This window comes from Dactylosporangium roseum, assembly GCF_025264685.1.
Classification (GTDB): Bacteria; Actinomycetota; Actinomycetes; order Mycobacteriales; family Micromonosporaceae; genus Dactylosporangium; species Dactylosporangium roseum.
In genome coordinates, this window is record NZ_CP073721.1 from 3,786,418 (window position 1) to 3,803,207 (window position 16,790).

Consider the following 16,790-nt stretch of genomic DNA (forward strand, 5'->3'; position numbering starts at 1 on the left):
TGAGTGAATTTTCATCGACGGGATTAGGCGAATGTCGTTCGGATCCGCGATGATGCTCACGCCGGTTGATGCCGGCTGTGCTGCTGTCGGCGTGGGAGGGCATTCGTGGGCGAGCTGCACCATTTCACGTACGGCGCGATCACGCCGATTTTCGCCTTCGCGATGTCCTTTCTCGGCTGCCTGCTCGGTCTGGTCAGCACGGCGCGAGCCCGGGCCGCGACCGACACCCGGCGCCGGGCCTGGCTGCTCGTGCTCGCCGCGTGGGCGATCGGCGGCACCGGCATCTGGGTCATGCACTTCATGGCCATGGTCGGCTTCAGCGTCACCGGCTCGCCGTTGCGGTATGACGTGCCCATCACGATCGCCAGCTTCTTCATCGCCGTCGTGACCGTCGGCGTCGGCCTGTTCATCGTCGGCCTCGGCAAGCGGTCGATGTGGAAGGTGCTCGTCGGCGGCCCGATCACCGGCGTGTCCGTCGCGTTCATGCACTACACGGGCATGGCCGCGATGCGGATCAACGGCTCGTTCGAGTACGACACCCTCCTCTATCTGACGTCCTACGCGATCGCCGTGGTCGCCGCGACGGTGGCGTTGTGGTTCACCGTGGTGGTCCGCGGCATCCCGGCGACGATCGCCGCCGCGGCCGTCATGGGCGTCGCCGTCTGCGGCATGCACTACACCGGCATGGCGGCCATGCACGTCCACCTGTCCAGCACGATCGACACGGTCCCCGGCGTCGACGTCAACTGGTTCCTGGCCCCGATCGTGCTGTTCGTCCTGGTCGTGGTGATCGCCCTGGCCAGCGCGGTGATGGCGGTGCCGTCGGAGCGCGAGCAGGCCGAGGCCGACGCGGTCCGCGAGAAGATCGCCGCCGGTCAGACCCTCCACTCCGGCGGCCCGGTCTTCGGCGGCCCGACCAGCACGTCCGGCGGCCTGTCCGGCGACAACCCCACCAGCGGCAACGCCACGCTCCCGCCGCACCCCAACGGCGGCGGCAAGGCCGCTCAGGCGTTCGCGGCTCGTGCCGCGAACGGCGTCGCCGACGCCCGCCGCCAGCGCGGCCGCTGACCGCCGCCGGCCACGGCCTCGACCCTTCCGCGTGGTTCGTCCGTTTTGGGCTGTGCATCCCGTGTGGGAGGGGCTGGAGCGGCGGCCGGCGCGCCGTACGGGAGCAGCGCAGAAGTTGCGAGCCGACCGACATGTCCGTATAAGGTCGGTAAGACAGGTGAAGTGCCTACCCGGCGCGGTGGCCAGGGTCGAGTGTCGCGGTATGCCCGTGATGTCCTGACCCGGGGGAACGGGGAGGAGATACTGAGCACGTGACCGAAGCCCGGTCCCGGCCCGAGATGCGCACCGTCGGCGGGACGCTCGAGGACTTTGAGCGGGACCTCATCAGCAACCTGTACTACCAGCGTGGCACCACCGTCGAGTCCGCCAGCGGTCCCGACGCCTACCACACCCTCGCCGTCACCGTGCGGGACCGGCTCGTCGACCGGTACGCCCGCACCGCCGCCGCGCACTACGCCGCCAACCCCCGGTTCGTGTACTACCTGTCCGCCGAGTATCTGCTGGGGCGGCAACTGCGGCAGAACCTCCTCTACACCGGCACCGAGCCGTGGCTGCGGCCGGTCGCCGAGGATCTCGGGGCGCCGCTGGAGGAGCTCGAGGCGTACGACGTCGAGCCCGGCCTCGGCAACGGGGGCCTTGGGCGGCTGGCGGCGTGCCTGCTCGACTCGATGGCGACGCTCGACATCCCCGCCGTCGGCTACGGCATCAGGTACGAGTTCGGCATCTTCAAGCAGGCGTTCCGCGACGGCGCGCAGGTCGAGCGGCCCGACGACTGGACGTTCTACGGCAACCCGTGGGAGTTCCCGGCGCCGGACGACCGGCAGGTCGTCGGCTTCTACGGCACCACCGCCCGGTCCCTCGACGACCCCACCGGCCTGCGCCGGCAGTGGACGCCCGGCGAGACCGTCCGCGGCGAGCCCAGCCACATGCTCGTCCCGGGCTTCGGGACGCAGACGGTCAACATGATCCGGCTGTGGCGGGCGAGGGCGAGCCGTGAGTCGTTCGACCTGAGCCGCTTCAGCGCCGGGCAGTACAAGGAGGCCGTCGAGGACATCGTGCGGGCCGAGAACATCAGCAAGGTGCTGTACCCCGACGACAGCACCGAACAGGGCCGCGAGCTGCGCCTGAAGCAGCAGTACTTCCTCGTCGCCTGCTCGCTGCGGGACATCATCCGCCGGTACCGGCTGCGCAACACCGGCTGGGACGCGTTCCCGGCGAAGGTCGTCGTCCAGCTCAACGACACCCACCCGGTCATGGCGATCACCGAGCTGATGCGGCTGCTCGTCGACGTGTACCGGGTCGACTGGGACCTGGCCTGGTCGATCACCCGCCGCACGTTCAACTACACGTGCCACACGTTGCTGCCGGAGGCCCTGGAGACCTGGCCGGTCGCGCTGCTGGAGCGGCTCCTGCCCCGGCACCTGGAGATCATCTACTCGATCAACCACTTCTTCCTGCAAGAGGTCGCGGCGACGTACCCCGGCGACGTCGACAAGCTGCGCCGGCTGTCGATCATCGAGGAGGGCCCGGAGCGGCGGGTCCGGATGGCGCACCTCGCGGTCGTCGGCAGCACCGCGGTCAACGGCGTCGCCGAGCTGCACACGCGGCTGCTCACCGCGACGACGCTGCGCGACTTCGCCGAGCTGTGGCCGTACAAGTTCCACAACGTCACCAACGGCGTCACCCCGCGCCGGTTCATCCGGCTCGCCAACCCGCGGCTGTCGGCCCTCATCACCGACCGGCTCGGTGACGAGGGCTGGCTCACCGACCTCGAGCGCCTGGAGCGGCTCGGTGACGCGGTCGACGACCCGGAGTTCCTGGCGCGCTGGCGGGAGGCGAAGCGGCAGAACAAGGTCGACCTCGCGCGGCACGTGGAGCGGTCGACCGGCGTCGTCATCGACCCCGAGGCGATGTGCGACGTGATGATCAAGCGGTTCCACGAGTACAAGCGGCAGCATCTCAAGCTGCTCCACGTGATCACGCTGTTCAACCGGATCCGCGAGAACCCCGACCTCGACGTCGTGCCGCGCACCGTGCTCTTCGGCGGCAAGGCGGCACCCGGCTACCACGCGATGAAGCTGCTGATCCACCTGGTCAACGCGGTCGCCGAGGCCGTCGACACCGACCCGGTGGTCTCCCGGCGGCTCAAGGTCGTGCTGGTGCCCGACTACAACGTCACCAAGGCGCAGTTCATCATCCCGGCGGCCGACCTGTCCGAGCAGATCTCCCTCGCCGGCAAGGAGGCGTCCGGCACGGGCAACATGAAGCTCGCCCTCAACGGCGCGGTCACGATCGGCACGCTCGACGGCGCGAACATCGAGATCCGCGACCGGGTCGGCGCGGAGAACTTCTTCCTGTTCGGGCTCGACACCGCCGAGGCGGCCGACCTGCGCCACCACTACCGGCCGCGGGCGTTCTACGAGCAGGACCCCGAGCTGCGCGCGGCCGTGGACGCGATCGCCTCCGGTGTCTTCGCCAAGGGCGACCGCGCCCTCTTCGCGCCGGTCGTCGACGCGATGCTCGGCCGTGACGAGTACCTGGCCCTGGCCGACTACCGCTCCTACGTCGACTGCCAGGAGGCGGTCGACGAGGCGTGGCGCGACCAGGACCGCTGGACCCGCATGTCGGTGCTCAACTCGGCCCGGAGCGGCTTCTTCTCCTCCGACCGCACCGCCCGCGACTACTGCGACCTGATCTGGCGAGTCGAACCGGTCCCCGTCCCGTCCTAGCCCCGCCACCCACCCCCGCGCCCCACTCCACCCCCGCGCCCGCGCCCCGCGCCTCACCCTGCGTTGATCATGCAGTTGTGGTGCCTGACAAACCCGGACATCGTGGGAGTGTCCTGGCACCACAACTGCATGATCAACGCAGGGGTGAGGCGCGGGGCTGGGGTGAGGGTCAGCGGCGGCGGGCTCGCAGCACGGCGTCGTGGATCGTCACCCGCTGGCCGGTCTCCGGGTGGGCCACGGTTCGCGGGCGGGCCTCGGCGGCCTGTACCTCCCACTCGTCGGGCTTGAGCGAGGCGGCGATCTCCTCGCCGGTGAAGAACAGCTCTGGAACGTCCGGGCGGGGGACCACGCCCACGTCGGACGGGTGGTGGCCGCCGATCAGCAGCGTCCCGCCGGGCGCGACCGCGTCCGCGAGCCGCGCGAACAGCGCCTCCCGCAGCCCGGTCGGCACGTGGACGAACTGGGCGGAGACCAGGTCGTACCGGCGGGGCTCCGGCGTCCACGACAGCGCGTCGGCGTGGACCCACGTGGTCCGCGCGGCCACGTCGTCGCCGGCGGCGGCCGCGTGCGCGGCGGCGCGCTCCAGCGCGGTGGGGGAGATGTCGGCGCCGGTGACCCGCCAGCCGCGCCGCGCCAGCCAGATCGCGTCCCCACCCTCGCCGCAGCCGACGTCGAGGGCCTCGCCGGGTGTGAGGTCCTCGGTGTCGGTGACGAGGTGCGGGTTCGGCCGGCCGCTCCACAACGCGGACCGGCCGGCGTACCGGTCCTCCCAGTACGCCTCGGTGAACATCTCGGCGACGTGGGGCGCGATCCCCTCGACCCCCTTGCGCGCGGCCACCGCGACCCGGATCTCCTCGGCGATCAGGTCCGCGTTGATCGCGCCGGCCGCGGTCAGCCCCGCGGCCGCCGACCCGATGACCTGACCGAGGGGGTCGGCGACGTTCCCGGCCACGTACACGCCGGGCACGGCGGTCGCGCCGGTCGGCTCGGCCGGCACGTACGTGCCGACGACGGCGTCACCGACGCGCCGCTCGGCGGTCTCCAGCCCGAGCGGGCCGAGCAGGTCCGCGCGGGCCCGCAGCCGCGTCTGGACCACCACCGCCTCGCGCGGGACGAGCGTGCCGTCGGCCAGGCGCACCCCGGTCAGCCGGTCGCCGTCGGCCTCGACGCCGGTGACCTCGCCGGTCACCACCGCGATCCCGCGGGCGGCCAGCGCCTCCCACGTGTCGTCGGGCAGGTCGCCGAGCGTGTGCGGGAACAGCGTCACGTCGGCGCTCCACTGCCGCCAGAGCTGCGCCGCGTGCACGGCCATGGGGCCGGTGGCGATGACACCGACCGCCCGGTCCCGCACCTCCCAGCCGTGGCAGTACGGGCAGTGCAGCACGTCGCGACCCCAGCGCCCGGCCAGGCCCGGGATGTCCGGCAGCTCGTCGGTCAGCCCCGTCGTCACCAGCAGGCGGCGCCCGTGGACGTGCCGCCCGTCGGCGAGCGCGACGCCGAAGCCGCCGCCGCCACGGGTCAGGCGCGTCACGGTGCCGGTGACGACCTTGGCGCCGTACGACTCGATCTCCCGCCGGCCGATCGCCAGCAGCTCGGCCGGGGGCGTGCCCTCGCGGCCCAGATAGTTGTGCACGTGCCCGGCCGGGGTGTTGCGCTGCTCGCCCGCGTCCACCACGAGCACGGACCGGCGGGCCCGGCTCAGCGCCAGTGCCCCGCTCAGGCCGGCCGCGCCGCCGCCGATGACCACCACGTCGTATCGCTCGTTCATGCTCCGAACTGTGCGCCCATGTTCGCCGCTTCGACAAGAACCCTTGCCGCTTTGGCAAACTGGTGGGGTGACTGAAGACTTCGCGGAGGTCCTGGACAACGTCGGCCCCCGGCTGCGCCGGTTGCGGCAGCAGCGCGGCACCACGCTGACCGACCTGTCGGCCGCCACCGGCATCTCCGTCAGCACGCTGTCCCGGCTGGAGTCCGGGCAGCGCCGCCCGACGCTGGAGCTGCTGCTGCCGCTCGCTCGGGCCCATCAGGTGCCGCTGGACGAGCTCGTCGACGCCCCCGCCACCGGCGACCCGCGCGTGCACGCCCGGCCGATCGTGCGCAACGGTGTCACGTTCCTGCCGCTGACCCGCCGGCCGGGCGGCGTGCAGGCGTTCAAGCAGATCTTGCCGCCCCGCCACCAGTGCGGCGGCGAGCAGAAGACCCATGAGGGGTACGAGTGGCTCTACGTGCTGTCCGGGCGGGTGCGGCTCCTGCTGGGTGAGCACGACATCGTGCTCACCGCGGGGGAAGTCGCCGAGTTCGACACCCACGTGCCGCATGCGATCAGCAACCCGGACGACGTGCCGGCCGAGGTGCTGAACCTCTTCGGCCCGCAGGGCGAGCGGGTCCACGTCCGGGCCCGCCCGGCCGGGAGAGACCCGAAGGCGCGCTAGCGCGCGAGGGCGTCGACGATCCGCTTGGCCGCGCCGGCGAGGCCCCACCGCTGGGCCAGCTCCACGAGCCGGTCGCTGTCGGCGGGGGCCGTGGGCAGCTTGGTCTCCAGCGGCCCGATCGGCACCGTCCGCGAGACGGCCACCACGTCGCGGGCCTTCTCCAGGTAGTCGCGGCCGGCGACGATCTTCGCCCGCAGCCCGGGCGCGAAGCCCGCCGCCGGGTCGTCCAGCGCCGCGAGGATGCCGTCGAGACCGCCGTAGCGGTCGACGAGCCGGGCGGCGGTCTTCTCACCGACGCCGGCCACGCCGGGCAGGCCGTCGCTGGGGTCGCCGCGCAGGGCGGCGAAGTCGGCGTATCCGGCCGCCGGCACCCCGTACTTCGCGTGCAGTGCCGCGTCGTCGAGGACCTCGAGCTTCGCGACGCCGCGCCCGCAGTACAGCACCCGCACGTTCCGGGCGTCGTCGATGACCTGGAAGAGGTCCCGGTCGCCGGTGGCCACCTCGACCGGGACCGGCTCGCGGGCGGCGAGGGTGCCGATGACGTCGTCGGCCTCGTGGTCGGGCGCGCCGACGGCGGTGATGCCGAGGGCGGCGAGGAAGTCGAGGATGATGGGCACCTGTGCCGCGAGGGCGTCGGGGACCTCCTCGCCGCCGGCCGGGGTGAGCCGGTGCGCCTTGTAGGACGGCAGCAGCGCCACCCGCCACGCCGGGCGCCAGCTCTCGTCGAGCGTGCAGACCAGGCGGTCGGGGTTGCGGCCCCGGACGAGCGTCGAGAGCATGTCGAGGAAGCCCCGCACGGCGTTGACCGGGGTGCCGTCGGGTGCCTTGGCGGCGGACTCCGGCACGCCGAAGTAGGCGCGGAAGTACAGGCTGGCGGAGTCGATCAGCAGCAGCGGGCGGGCGTCCACCGAGCCAGCCTACGTCACCCGGATCGCCCGATACCCACCCGTCGGTACGGGCCGCCGGACTCCCGCCCGCACCCGAACGTTCGTTAAGCTTGAGTCCGTGTCCCACCAGGATCTGCACCCCCCGTCCCGGCTGGCCGACGCCCGCCGCGCCATGACCGAAGCGGGCCTCGACGCCCTGCTCATCCCCCCGAGCGCCGACCTGCGCTACCTGACCGGCTACGACGCGCACGCCCTGGAGCGGCTCACCCTGCTCGTCCTGCCCGCCGAGGGCGAGGCCACCCTCATCGTCCCGCGCCTCGAGCGGCCCGCCGCCGAGGCGTCACCCGCCTCCGGCATGGGCGTCAAGCTCGTCGACCACGACGACGGCACCGACCCGTACCAGTTGCTGCGCACCGTCCTCGCCGGGCCGGTCCGCGCCGTCGGCCTCGGCAACCGCATGTGGGCCGAGCAGGTCCTCGCGCTGCGCGCCGCGCTGCCGGGCGCCGAGCAGCGCCTCGCCGGTGCCGTGCTCGCCGGCCTGCGGCTGCGCAAGTCGCCGGCCGAGGTCGAGGCCCTCCGCCGGGCCGGCCGGGCCATCGATGCCGTGCACGCCCACATGGCCGAGTGGCTGCGCCCCGGCCGCACCGAGGCCATGGTCGCCGCCGACATCGCCGCCGCGATCCGCGCCGCCGGCCACGCCACCGTCGAGTTCACCATCGTCGCCGCCGGTCCCAACGCCGCCAGCCCCCACCACGGCGTCTCCGACCGGGTGATCCGCCCCGGCGAGCCGGTCGTCGTCGACATCGGCGGCCGGATGCCCGACGGCTACTGCTCCGACTCGACCCGCACCTACAGCGTCGGCGAGCCGCCCGTCGACTTCCTCGCCTACTACAGCGTCCTGCGAGAGGCACAGCACGCCGCGGTCGCCGCCGTCCGTCCCGGCGTCACCGCCGAGGCCGTCGACGCCGCCGCCCGCGACGTGATCGCCGCCGCCGGCTACGGCGACGCGTTCCTGCACCGCACCGGGCACGGCATCGGCCTCGACGGCCACGAGGATCCCTACATCGTCGCCGGCAACAGCACGCCCCTGGAGCCCGGCATGGCCTTCTCCGTCGAGCCCGGCGTCTACCTCGCCGGCCGGCACGGCGCCCGCATCGAGGACATCGTGGTCTGCACCGCCGGCGGCGTCGACCGGCTCAACACCATCGACACCGGGCTGGTGGTCCTGTGACCGTCGAGCGTCCCTTCCTGCCCGAAGCGGGACGCGAGCTCATCGGCCTCGTCCGCGAGATCGCCGACGGCGAGCTGGTGCCCCGCGTCGCCGAGTTCGAGGCCGAGGGCCGGTTCCCGCGCGACCTCTTCCGGCTCCTCGGCCGGGCCGGGCTGCTCGGCCTGCCCTACCCCGAGGAGTTCGGCGGCGGCGCCCAACCCTACGAGGTGTATCTCCAGGTCATCGAGGAACTGGCCGCCCGCTGGCTCGCCGTCGCCGAGGGTGTGTCCGTGCACACCCTCTCCTGCTACCCGGTCGCCGCGTACGGCACCGAGACGCAGCGCAAGCGGCATCTGCCCGACATGCTCGGCGGCGAGCTGCTCGGCGCCTACTGCCTGTCCGAACCGCAGAGCGGCTCCGACGCCGCGTCCCTGACCACGAGGGCCGTCGCCGGCGCCGACGGCTGGCGGGTCAGCGGCACCAAGGCGTGGATCACGCACGCCGGGCAGGCCGACTTCTACAACGTCTTCTGCCGCACCGGCGGACCGGGCACCTCCGGCATCTCCTGCCTGCTGCTCGACGCCGGCACCCCCGGCCTCCAGCCGCAGGCGCCGGAGCGGACCATGGGCCTGCGCTCCTCGACGGTCGCCCAGATCGTCCTCGACGGCGCCCCCGCCCCCGCCGACCGGCTCGTCGGCGACGAGGGCGGCGGCTTCCGCATCGCGATGAGCGCCCTCGACGGCGGCCGGCTCGGCATCGCCGCCTGCGCCGTCGGGCTCGCCCAGGCCGCGCTCGACTACGCCGTCGCCTACGCGCGGGAGCGGCACCAGTTCGGCCGCCCGATCCTCGAGTTTCAGGGCCTCGGCTTCATGCTCGCCGACATGGCCACCCAGATCGCCGCCGCCCGCTCGCTCTACCTGGCCGCGGCCCGGCTGCGCGACGCCGGCCTGCCGCATGGCGCGGAGGCCGCCAAGGCCAAGCTGTTCTGCACCGACACCGCGATGCGGGTCACCACCGACGCGGTGCAGGTCCTCGGCGGTGCCGGCTACGTCACCGACCACCCCGTCGAGCGATACATGCGCGAGGCCAAGGTGCTGCAGATCTTCGAGGGTACCAACCAGATCCAGCGCATGGTGATCTCCAGGTCGCTGTGACACGTCGCGCAGGGCGATAAGGTTCCACCGTGGAAGAGACCGATCGCGCGATCGTGGCGGCACTGGCCGCCGACGGCCGCCTGTCCTACACCGACCTGGCCGAGCGGGTCGGGCTGTCGGTGTCGGCGGTGCACCAGCGGGTGCGCCGCCTCGAACAGCGGGGCGTCATCAAGGGCTATGCGGCCAGCATCGACCACGACGCGCTCGGCCTGTCGCTCACCGCGTTCGTCGCGATCCGGCCGCTCGACCCGTCGCAGCCCGACGACGCCCCGGAACGGCTCGCCAAGCTGCCGCAGATCGAGTCGTGCTACTCGGTGGCCGGCGAGGACTTCTACATGCTGCTCGTCCGGGTCGAAAACCCGCTCGCCCTGGAGCGGCTGCTGCAGGAGATCCGCTCGGCCGCCAACGTGACGACACGGACCACGGTCGTGCTGTCCACGCCCTACGAGAACCGCCCCAACGTGAGGCAGCCCGGCAGCTCGCCCAGCGCTCCGAATGCCTAACGTCCGGCCTCCGTGATCGCGTCGAGCACCCGCTGGGTGTCGGCGAGGTTCTCCAACGTCACGTGGGCGCCGGCGGTCCGCAGCTCCGCCACGGAGAACCGGCCGGTGGCCACCGCCACCACGCCCGCGCCGGTGCTCAGCGCCGCCTCCACGTCCAGCGGGGTGTCGCCGATCAGGACCGTGCGGTTGCCCGGGAACCGGCGCCGGTGCCGGCCGGCCGCCGCGGCGCGGGCCACGTGCACCAGGTGGCCCCGCACGGTGTCGCTCCAGCCGTAGGCGCCCGAGTCGAGGTCGAGGTACTTCGTGAGCCCGAACGGGCCCAGCTTCACCTCGGCTATGCGCCGGACGTTGCCGGTGAGCAGCGACTGCACCGCCGCCGTGGTCCGCACGGCCAGCAGCGCCTCATGCGCGCCCGGCAGCGCCCGCCCCCGGGCCGGTAGCTGCTCGGCGAGCTCGTCGAGCGCGGCCTCCGCGGCGGCCCGCATGGCCTCCAGGTGCCGCTCCGGGCTCGCCACACCGTTGAGCCGCAGCATGTCCAGCGCGATCGCCCGGTCCGTGCGCCCGGCCATCGGCGGCTGGTGCACGACCGGCCGGTCGAACAGTCGCAGGAACGCCAGATCGTACGCCTCGCGCCCGAGCCCGTCGACGTCGACCAATGTGTGGTCGACGTCCCACAGCACCAGAAGCCCGTCCACGCGTGCAGCGTAGCGGTACTCCGGGTTCCCCGGTCCGTCCCGACCGGCCCCCGGGGCAGAATGGGCGGGTGGGCGAGATCGTCGTGGTGCGGCACGGGCAGACCGAGTGGAGCGCCAACGGGCGGCACACCTCCACCACCGACCTCGACCTCTTGCCGGAGGGTGCGCAGCGCGCACGGCGCCTCGCCGGGGCGCTGGCCGACCGCTCCTTCGTCGCCGTCGTCAGCAGCCCCCGCAAGCGGGCCCTGCGCACCGCCGAGCTCGCCGGCCTGACCGTCACGGAGATCGACGCCGATCTCGCCGAGTGGGACTACGGCGACTACGAGGGCCTCACCACGCAGCAGATCCGCGCCGAGCGGCCCGGCTGGGACCTGTGGACCGACGGCTGCCCCGGCGGCGAGACGCCCGAGCAGGTCACCGTCCGCATGGACCGGTTCCTGGGCAAGGCGCGACCCATGCTGACCGTCGGCGACGTCGCGGTGGTCAGCCACGGCCACGCCTCGCGGTCCCTGGCCTCGCGGTGGCTGGACCAGCCCGTCTCCTTCGGCGCCCGGCTGAGCCTCGACACCGCGACGCTGTCGGTGCTCGGCCACGAGCACGGCAACGCGTCCCTGCGCGCCTGGAACGCTCCCGTCGCCTGACCGCCACCGGCCGCCGGTGCTCGACGGGCTCCGGGTGCCGGCCGCGCTCACGCCCCGCCGGCGAGGGAGATCCAGTAGCGGCGGGCGGTCCCCAGCCACGTCTCACGGACATCCTCCAGCACGCCGCCGTTGCGCTCGATCACCAGGGCCGACGCCCGGTTGTCCACCGCGCACGACACCAGCACCCGGTCGAGGCCGAGGCCGCGCGCCTCGTCCAGCACCGCGGCCAAGGCCCAGGTCGCCAGGCCGCGGCCCCGCGCCGACGGACGCACGCCGTAGCCCACGTGGCCGCCGGCCTCCAGCAGCCGCTCGTTCAGCCGGTGGCGCAACGTGATCGCGCCGAGCACGGCCCCGCCCTCGACGATCCACCAGTACGACGCGCGCACGCGGTCCGCGTCGACCGGCACCGTCTCGTCGGACTGGCGGCTGAGCCGGTCGACCCAGGCCCCGAACCCCTCGGGCGAGTCGACGTCGTCGGATTCGTGGAGGCCGCTGCCGTCCTGATGCGCTCCGCGGCCCCAGTCGTCGCGGGATTCGAGCCAGGCATGGTGCAGGTCGACGGTGGGTCGGACGAGTTCCGGCATGACGTACAAGATAAACGCATTGTGCTCCGGCTGGCGAATGCGTATCGTATTCATCAGCACCGAGAAGGGCCGGGAAAGAAGCCGGCCCGAAGGACACGGCTCGGTCACCACGGATTGGAGGATCGCCATGACGCGACACCCCGCGCTCGCACCGCATCGGCTCACGCCGTGCGGTGAGGCCGTCCTTCGCTGTGACGGCGGGCTCGGCAGCGTCGATGAGCTGGGTTATCTCGACGAACGGGAGATCGGGCACCTCGGCAGGCGGTGCGGCTGACAGCCCACCGGCTCCGCGGCCGCCGCCTCCCAGCACCGGGAACGGCGGCTTTTTCTTTGCCTTCCTCCACTCGCGGCAGGGCGTGATCCACGCTGCCCTGGAATCGCATTTCGACACGGCACGGTATTGCACAGCAGGCTGCCCGGAAATGGTCGGGATGGCGTCGCGCATTGACAAGTTCACAGTGGATGGCACACATTTTCCGGAGCGAGGGAGACGGAAACCCACGCGCCTTGGGAGCGCGAGACACCCCGTTCGACTCGGGGGCTTCGGACCATGCCACGCGGGCCCCAGGCCGGCGGTGGCAGCACCGCCCGTGAGGCTGAGGTGGGTAGACCCCCGGATTCTCACTCCGGAAGACCGGGTTCAACCCCCGGACGGGCGACGTGTCAGCACAAGTGTCGGTGCGGTAGTCGTCCAACCGGCAGGACACCTGCCTTCCAAGCAGGCACAGACGGGGTTCAAGTCCCCGCTACCGCTCTGGTGCCGGCCGGGATCAGCGAACGGGGGGACTGATCCCGTCCGGCCACCACGTTGCCGTCGTAGCTCAGTCGGTCAGAGCAAGGCCCTGTCGAGGCCGAGGTCGCCGGTTCGAATCCGGTCGGCGGTGCGCAGCACCACGCGGTTGTAGCTCAGTCAGGTCAGAGCGTCGCCTCGCCGTGGCGAAGGTCCCGGGTTCGAGTCCCGGTTGCCGCTCAGGTTTCCAGTGTTTCGGTTCCGTGTTTTCGCGAGCTTCACCCCCGGTCCGGGCGGGCCATCACCCCGCCCGGCCCCCGCCCTCGTGGCCCAACAGGCAGAGGCACGACGTTGAGGACGTCGACGGTGCGCGTTCGAATCGCGCCGAGGGCACGCACACGTCCCGGAAGCCGGGACATGGCGCGGTGGACGAATTGGGAGAGTCGCCTGGCTTTCACCCAGGACACTTGCGGGTTCAAGTCCCGTCCGCGCTGCTCGCAGGGTAGAGGAGTTCGGCCGTCCTCGCCGGTCTCATAAGCCGGAGCATCGTGGGTTCAAATCCCACCCCTGCCCCCAGCCCGTGTAGCTCAGGGGGAGAGCGCCGCCTTCACACGGCGGAGGGCCCAGGTTCGAGACCTGGTGCGGGCACGTTGACCGTCGGGCACGGGGCCGGCCGGTCATCTCCGCGGGTGCGCCGACGTCGGAGAGTCGGGGCTGGCTGTAACCCAGTCGCCAGTGGGCTCAGGGGGTTCGAATCCCTCCACCCGCACGAAGCCCGTCACGGTCTGTTGCGGTCTGGCACGGCACGGCACGGCCCGGCACGGCCCGGCACGGCCCGGCACGGTCGCATGCCCGAGTGGTCAGGGACCCGCCTGCAAAGCGGGGGACGCCGGTTCGAGTCCGGCTGTGGCCTCGTCCGTGTGCGGTCCACTGTGCCGGGCCGGCTGCCCTTGGCCTCGCAGGCGGCAGTTGGGGGTCGCTGAAACGCCGATCTTGCTTGAGGGGTGCTCGGGGCTCGCTGGTTCGGCGGTGGTCCTGTCGGGGTTGTCGGTCAGGTTGGGTCGTGGGTCCTGCCGGAGTCGTCGGCTCGGAGTCGGCGGGTTGGAGTCGGCGAGGTGGTGCACGTGAACGCTCTCCGGGCCCCTCGGCAGCGCCAATCCGCCGATCTTGCGTACCGACGCCGTCGCCGGGGCCAGGGTGTGGAGCGTGATCCGCTTCGGGTCGCGCGCTTCGCCGGCCGGTGAGATCCTGGGGAACGCATCGATTGACGTCGAGGTGATTCGGGTCGATTCATCATGATTGTGGAGACTTTTTGTCCGGTGGGCTACCACAATGCTCCACGATCATGAGAAAGCTCATCCATCGATAGGTGTCGTTGCACCAAGATGTCCGAAATGTCCCCCACGGCCGCCTGGGTGCGGCTATCGAACGGTGCCACCTCCGAACCCCGGCGGCTCGAACACCCATCGCGCACCCCCCGGCATCTCGAGCTCAATGACGGCTCAACCACCGTCGACGGCCGCCGAAGGAACTGCCGCCCGCGAACGCCTCCGCGATGCCGCACAGCCGCCCCGCGTTCTCCGGCCGCCGCCTCGTCGATGCGGGCGTCGGCGAGCCGGGCGGCCAGCCGTCGCCGATCCGCCCGGGCATCCGCGGCTTGTGCCCGTCGATCCGGATGCCGGTGTCGTGCGCGGCGCCCGGGCCGGGATGCGCGCCCCGGAGCAGGTGGTGCTCCCCGGAGACCCGCGCTGACCGGTCCGTGCTCCAGAGCGTGTGGCGCACCGCGACGGCGTCTCCAAGTGCCCGCGACAGACCCGGCGGCGTACGGCGTGTGCCGCCCATGCCCACGATCGCGTCCCAGAACGCGCCGGCGCGGCCGGCGGGCGCAGCGGCAGGTTGGCCACGTCCGGGAACACCGAGATCCGTGGCCGTAGCCGGCCGTGCGGACAAGCTTCCGCGCAGCCCGTCCATCAGGGACCGCGCGGCCCGCGACGAGTGCGGGATCACGTCGTCCCACCGGTCCGCCGTCACGGCGTCCGTGCGGGCCGCGGCCGGACCGCTCACGACATGGCGGCCACATGGCGCTTGATGCGGTCGGTGGCCCACGTCGGGGGCGTGAGGAACTGCAGCCCGATCTCGGTCTGCGTGTCCATGCCGAGGCAGTGCATGGCCTGGGCGTGCATCTGCAGCGGCCCGTCGTCGAGCGCCAGCTCGACGCTCACGGTGTCGCCGGCCCGCACCGGCGCCCCGGCGGCGGCGCGGCAGCGCAGGCCGCCCTGGCTGAGGTCGAGCAGTTCGGCGGTGACGACCTCCCGCCCGCCGTCGACGCTGATGCGCACCGGGCCGGTCGCGCCGATCCGCTCCGCGTGCCGGCGCTCGAGCTGCTCGGCGAGGGTCGACATCTGTTGAATGCGCTCCAGGGTCTCGTTGACCCGGCCGTTGAGCCGCTCGACGACCGCATGCTGGTCCAGCGCGACGGTGTGCAGCACCCCGGTCGCCTCCCCGACGCCGCCGACCCCGGCCACCATCGCCTCGATCGTGTCCGCCATCTCCGCCGCGTGGCGCTCCAGCGACGTGATCGTGGCCGAGATCTGCTCGGTGGACTCGGCGGTGCTGCTCGCGAGGTCCTTCACCTCGTTGGCGACCACGGTGAAGCCGCGGCCCGCCTCGCCGGCCCGTTCCGCCTCGATGGTGGCGTTGAGCGCGAGCAGCCGGGTCTGGGCGGCGATGCCCGCGATGATCTGGGTCGTGCCGGCGACCTGGCGCAGGCTCTCGCCGAGGGCGGCGACTACCCGCTCGGCCTGGCCGGCGCGGTCGACCACGGAGGCGGTGGCGCGGTCCGCCGAGGCGACCCGGTCCTCGATGGTCCGGGCGGCGCCGCGTACCTCGTGGACCTGCGCCACGACCTCCCGCAGCTCCCGCGTGATCGCGCCGACCGACTCGTCGACGGCGTTCTGGGCCCGTTCGCGCAACTGGCGCTGCCCCTCGCGCTGTTGTTCGAAGCTCGCGTGGAGCTGCTCCTCGCGGATGCGCCGGCCGCGTCGCAGTTCCTCCTCCTGCTCGGCCAGGCGGTGCCGGGCCTTGTCCAGGGCCCGGCCGATGTCGCCGAGCTCGTCGCGGCCGGACGGCAGTTCGCGCCGGCTGAGGTCGCCGTCCGCGGTGGCGGTGACGCCGGCGACCGTGAGCCGCACGTCGTGCCGGGTACGCCACCAGACCGCGGCGGCGAGCCAGATCGCGATGACCAGGCCGGCGGCGGTGACGGTCAGGTTGATCGTGCGGCCCTGCGCCAGCCGGTCGTACCGGACCCGCAGCAGCCGGCGCAGCGCGTCGGTGGCCGGGTCGAGCGTGGCACCGGCCGCCTCGGCCACCGGGCGGGCATCGCCGGGCGCCGGCTCCCGCAGCGCGGCGGTGAGGGCGCCGGCGAGCGCGGCGACGGCGTCGGCGGTGGCGTTCAGCGGCGCGAGGCTCCTCGCCAGGGTGAGGTCGGCGGTCTGCCCGACCGCGGTCGCCTGCCCGGTCCGGATCGCCGCGGCGGCGTTGGCGAGCGTGCCGGCGTGGATCGCCTTCGCGGCGACCAGGTCGGCCGCGGCGTCGCTCGGACCGGTGCCCGGTGCGGCCGCCGACGAGGCGGCGAGCAGGGCCCTGGGCAGTTGGACGACCAGGATGTCCATCACGTAGAAGGAGTCCAGGTCCGGGTCGAGGACCAGGTTCGAGCGGTTGCCGGTCTCGGTGACGAGCGCGGCGAGGGCGGTGGCCGCGGGCACTCCGCCGCCGTCCGGGACCGCGCCCAGCTCGTCGCCGAGGTTCAGCTCCGGATGGTCGCCCACGGCGGCGCGCAGCGGCGCCAGGTCGGGTGCGCGGCCCGAGGTGATCGTGACCATCGCCGCCAGCGCCGGGCGGACCACCTCGGTGCCGTGGATCTCGCTGCCGGTGAAGTCGACCTGGCCACCCACCGAGGTGCTGTACGCGTACGTGGCGCCGAGCCCCGGTACCAGCAGGACGACACACAGCACGGCCAGACGGGTGCTCGTCCGGACCCGGTCGGACAGCCACAGGACCGGCGCGAGCAGCGCAGGCCGCCGCGAACCACTCATACCGCTCGGTTCGGCACGCCCGGCGCGGTCCTGAGGTTTCCGGCGGCGGACCCGGTGCGGCCG

General features: G+C 72.9%; 14 protein-coding genes and 10 tRNA genes. 18 read left to right on the forward strand and 6 right to left on the reverse strand.

Translation table 11 applies throughout. The annotated features are described in order from the left end of the window. Positions 1-105: 105 nt before the first annotated feature. A complete protein-coding gene (locus tag Drose_RS17660; RefSeq protein WP_260729283.1) occupies positions 106-1,068 on the forward strand; it encodes an MHYT domain-containing protein in 963 nt (320 codons plus the stop codon). Between the two features lie 251 nt (positions 1,069-1,319). Further along, the gene (locus Drose_RS17665; protein WP_260729284.1) at positions 1,320-3,797 is read left to right on the forward strand and encodes a glycogen/starch/alpha-glucan phosphorylase; all 2,478 of its coding nucleotides are present in this window, start codon (positions 1,320-1,322) and stop codon (positions 3,795-3,797) included. A 169-nt stretch (positions 3,798-3,966) separates the two neighbouring features. Here the strand turns inward: Drose_RS17665 and Drose_RS17670 are convergent, their stop codons facing one another. Next, positions 3,967-5,565, reverse strand: a complete 1,599-nt coding sequence (locus tag Drose_RS17670; protein ID WP_260729285.1) for an NAD(P)/FAD-dependent oxidoreductase — start codon at positions 5,563-5,565, stop codon at positions 3,967-3,969. 67 nt (positions 5,566-5,632) lie between these two features. On the opposite strand from Drose_RS17670, the gene Drose_RS17675 reads away from it, so the two are divergent. Continuing rightward, the gene (locus tag Drose_RS17675) at positions 5,633-6,229 is read left to right on the forward strand and encodes a helix-turn-helix domain-containing protein (RefSeq protein ID WP_260729286.1); all 597 of its coding nucleotides are present in this window, start codon (positions 5,633-5,635) and stop codon (positions 6,227-6,229) included. Here the strand turns inward: Drose_RS17675 and Drose_RS17680 are convergent. Continuing rightward, positions 6,226-7,137 (reverse strand): 5'-3' exonuclease, encoded by a 912-nt coding sequence (locus tag Drose_RS17680; RefSeq protein ID WP_260729287.1) that lies wholly within the window; start codon positions 7,135-7,137, stop codon positions 6,226-6,228. The genes Drose_RS17675 and Drose_RS17680 overlap by 4 nt on opposite strands. A 151-nt stretch (positions 7,138-7,288) precedes the next feature. On the opposite strand from Drose_RS17680, the gene Drose_RS17685 reads away from it, so the two are divergent. Genes Drose_RS17685 through Drose_RS17695 form a run of 3 tightly spaced genes read left to right on the forward strand, consistent with a single transcriptional unit; the run spans position 7,289 to position 9,983 of the window. Beyond that, the gene (locus Drose_RS17685) at positions 7,289-8,347 is read left to right on the forward strand and encodes a M24 family metallopeptidase (RefSeq protein WP_260729740.1); all 1,059 of its coding nucleotides are present in this window, start codon (positions 7,289-7,291) and stop codon (positions 8,345-8,347) included. Further along, entirely contained in the window at positions 8,344-9,480 is a 1,137-nt protein-coding gene (locus tag Drose_RS17690) for an acyl-CoA dehydrogenase family protein (protein ID WP_260729288.1), read from the forward strand. The genes Drose_RS17685 and Drose_RS17690 overlap by 4 nt, the downstream gene beginning before the upstream one ends. 29 nt (positions 9,481-9,509) lie before the next feature. Further along, complete coding sequence (locus tag Drose_RS17695) at positions 9,510-9,983, forward strand: Lrp/AsnC family transcriptional regulator (RefSeq protein ID WP_260729289.1); 474 nt, start codon at positions 9,510-9,512, stop codon at positions 9,981-9,983. On the opposite strand, the gene Drose_RS17700 is transcribed toward Drose_RS17695, so the two are convergent. Further along, the gene (locus Drose_RS17700) at positions 9,980-10,678 is read right to left on the reverse strand and encodes an HAD family hydrolase (RefSeq protein ID WP_260729290.1); all 699 of its coding nucleotides are present in this window, start codon (positions 10,676-10,678) and stop codon (positions 9,980-9,982) included. The two genes, Drose_RS17695 and Drose_RS17700, sit on opposite strands and share 4 nt — an antisense overlap. 68 nt (positions 10,679-10,746) lie before the next feature. Here Drose_RS17700 and Drose_RS17705 point away from each other — a divergent pair, with 68 nt between their 5' ends. Then, a complete protein-coding gene (locus Drose_RS17705; protein WP_260729291.1) occupies positions 10,747-11,319 on the forward strand; it encodes a histidine phosphatase family protein in 573 nt (190 codons plus the stop codon). Between the two features lie 47 nt (positions 11,320-11,366). Here the strand turns inward: Drose_RS17705 and Drose_RS17710 are convergent, their stop codons facing one another. Further along, positions 11,367-11,903, reverse strand: coding sequence for a GNAT family N-acetyltransferase (locus Drose_RS17710; protein WP_260729292.1), 537 nt, complete (start codon positions 11,901-11,903; stop codon positions 11,367-11,369). On the opposite strand from Drose_RS17710, the gene Drose_RS17715 reads away from it, so the two are divergent. The 11 genes from Drose_RS17715 (at position 11,902) to Drose_RS17765 (ending at position 13,546) form a co-directional block, all read left to right on the forward strand. Next, positions 11,902-12,177 (forward strand): hypothetical protein, encoded by a 276-nt coding sequence (locus tag Drose_RS17715; RefSeq protein WP_260729293.1) that lies wholly within the window; start codon positions 11,902-11,904, stop codon positions 12,175-12,177. The two genes, Drose_RS17710 and Drose_RS17715, sit on opposite strands and share 2 nt — an antisense overlap. A gap of 311 nt (positions 12,178-12,488) precedes the next feature. Next, positions 12,489-12,562 (forward strand) — tRNA-Glu (locus Drose_RS17720). Between the two features lie 21 nt (positions 12,563-12,583). Further along, a tRNA-Gly gene (locus tag Drose_RS17725) sits at positions 12,584-12,657 on the forward strand. A 56-nt stretch (positions 12,658-12,713) separates the two neighbouring features. After that, positions 12,714-12,787: transfer RNA gene (locus Drose_RS17730), tRNA-Asp, on the forward strand. A gap of 11 nt (positions 12,788-12,798) precedes the next feature. After that, positions 12,799-12,873, forward strand: a tRNA-Gly gene (locus Drose_RS17735). 79 nt (positions 12,874-12,952) lie between these two features. Then, positions 12,953-13,026 (forward strand) — tRNA-Leu (locus Drose_RS17740). A 26-nt stretch (positions 13,027-13,052) separates the two neighbouring features. After that, positions 13,053-13,127 (forward strand) — tRNA-Glu (locus Drose_RS17745). 2 nt (positions 13,128-13,129) lie between these two features. Further along, a tRNA-Met gene (locus Drose_RS17750) sits at positions 13,130-13,209 on the forward strand. Further along, positions 13,210-13,281: transfer RNA gene (locus Drose_RS17755), tRNA-Val, on the forward strand. It begins immediately after the preceding tRNA gene. A gap of 37 nt (positions 13,282-13,318) precedes the next feature. After that, positions 13,319-13,402: transfer RNA gene (locus tag Drose_RS17760), tRNA-Tyr, on the forward strand. A gap of 73 nt (positions 13,403-13,475) precedes the next feature. Beyond that, positions 13,476-13,546, forward strand: a tRNA-Cys gene (locus Drose_RS17765). A 578-nt stretch (positions 13,547-14,124) separates the two neighbouring features. Here Drose_RS17765 and Drose_RS17770 read toward each other — a convergent pair. Both Drose_RS17770 and Drose_RS17775 read right to left on the reverse strand, forming a co-directional pair. Beyond that, positions 14,125-14,697: a hypothetical protein gene (locus Drose_RS17770; RefSeq protein ID WP_260729294.1), complete on the reverse strand. Its 573-nt coding sequence runs from the start codon at positions 14,695-14,697 to the stop codon at positions 14,125-14,127. Continuing rightward, positions 14,694-16,727 carry a methyl-accepting chemotaxis protein gene (locus Drose_RS17775; RefSeq protein ID WP_260729295.1) on the reverse strand — a complete coding sequence of 678 codons (2,034 nt, stop codon included), beginning with the start codon at positions 16,725-16,727 and terminating at the stop codon, positions 14,694-14,696. The genes Drose_RS17770 and Drose_RS17775 overlap by 4 nt, the downstream gene beginning before the upstream one ends. Positions 16,728-16,790 lie beyond the last annotated feature (63 nt).